The sequence below is a fragment of the Dysgonomonas sp. HGC4 genome (assembly GCF_001261715.1).
Lineage (GTDB): Bacteria > Bacteroidota > Bacteroidia > Bacteroidales > Dysgonomonadaceae > Dysgonomonas_A.
The window spans coordinates 1-2,006 of sequence record NZ_CVRU01000007.1 but is presented as its reverse complement, the minus strand read 5'-3'; the positions used below and the strand labels follow the sequence as shown (position 1 = coordinate 2,006).

The 2,006-nt window shown below is 33.2% G+C and carries 1 protein-coding gene; it reads right to left on the bottom strand.

All coding sequences use genetic code 11. The features are described 5' to 3' along the window. Positions 1-324 precede the first annotated feature (324 nt). On the bottom strand, positions 325-2,006 hold a 1,682-nt coding region (locus HGC4_RS00685; RefSeq protein WP_050708196.1), incomplete at its 5' end, for a S9 family peptidase.

Genomic DNA, 2,006 nt, shown 5'->3' with positions numbered 1-2,006 from the left:
TTACTAAATATTTTTTTGCTCCTTTTGAAATCATAAATTACATAAATACAGGTGGTTAAATCCTAAGGGCGTAGGTGTCTTATTGTTCTTTTTTTATTGAATACGAAACCTATTATTTCCCTATTTTTCAGGATTTTATATTAAAACAATTATCAATAAGTTTTGTTTATTGAGTAATCGATTTATATATTCTAATATACTAAGAAACTATGATAAACTCGTCATTGTTACACATCGAGTTGTAAATATATATGATATAATGTAAATTTCAATACTTATATAAAGTAAAAAAACGCAGGAGCTTTTTGTTCCTGCGTTCTCGCTTTATTTAAGTTTCAAAAAATCAATAACTTTTGTATATAAATAATTTCTATTATGACTTCCGGCTATAGAATGATTTTGATCGGGGAAGACAAATAATTCAAATTGCTTATTTGCTTTTATCAATGCAGATGTGTATTCTATGGTGTTTTGGAAATGTACATTGTCATCTGCTGTTCCATGAACTAATAAAAGTTTTCCTGATAATGATTCTGCGAGTGCTATGGGAGATCCTTTTTCGTATCCTAAAGCATTTTGTTGTGGAGTTCGCATATAACGCTCAGTGTATACCGAATCGTAAAAACGCCAGTTGGTAACAGGGGCAATAGCAACTCCTGATTTGAATACGCCATTTCCTCTGCTTAAACTCATCAATACGTTGTATCCTCCATAACTCCAACCCCAGATAGAAATATTTGAGGCATCTATGTATGGCAGTGTTCCGAAATATCGTGCAGCTGCAATCTGGTCGTCAGACTCTTTTATACCTNNGGTGCATTTTCTAAATTCTTGTCCTCTGGCTCCTGTACCTCTTCCGTCTACTGCTACTACTATGAAGTTTTGAGTGGTAAGAAAATCAGTCCAATCAATACTAAAACGATCAAGAACCTCTTGAGAATCTGGTCCACTATATTGAACCATTAGTAAAGAGTATTTCTGATTTGGATTGAAATTTGCTGGTTTTAGCATCCAAGCATTTAGTGAAGTACCATCGGCTCCTTTTACAGTAATGAATTCTTTTTTAGGAAGACGAAGCGAAGCTAAATTATTTTTTAATTCTTTATTATCTTCGAGAACTCGTAATTCTTTACCCGATGCATCATTCATAGTGATTACAGTTGGGTTTTCGGTATTCGACCAATTATTGATATAGTACTTGCCGTTGGAACTAAAAGAGGCAGTATTATAACCTGTTTTTGTAGATAGTTTTGTTTTAACTCCTTTTACTATCTCTATTTTATATATGGCTCGTTGTAGAGGGCTTTCTTCGGCTGCTTGAAAATAAACTGTTTTAGTTATAGGGTCGCATGCCAGAATCTCCATTACATCATAATGTCCGGATGTCAGTTGTTTTTGAGGCACACCTGTAAGCGAGTACATATATATATGACTGTATCCGTCTTTTTCGCTTATGTAAGTAAATTGATCTCCTATAAAATTGATGGAGTTGAAGAAGTCGTAATTAATATATCTGTCATTTTGTTCTTTGAGTATTAATTTGGCAATAGTACTTCTTGGGTCTGCAAAATACATGTTGAAATCGTTTTGATCGCGATTCAATGTCATTATTGCTAATTGAGAAGTTGGTGTAAATTCAATCTTAGGAATATACTCGAATTCGGAATTGGCAGGGAAATTAATTGGTCTGATTGTTTTCGACTCAATATCAAAAATGTTACATGTTACTTTTGAATTTGCTTCTCCTGCTTTTGGATATTTGAAGGAGATAAAATCAGGATATAATTGTTGACTAAAATTCTGAAAAGTAAATTCCGGAACATTTGTTTCATCAAATCTAACAAAAGACAATAGCTTGTTGTCAGGAGAGAAGTCCATTAAACTTGTAACTCCGAACTCTTCTTCGTAAGCCCAATCCGTTGCTCCATTTATTATTTTGCCAATCACTCCATCTTTAGTGATTTGAGATTCTGTACCGAAATCAAATTTAGATAGCCATATATTAT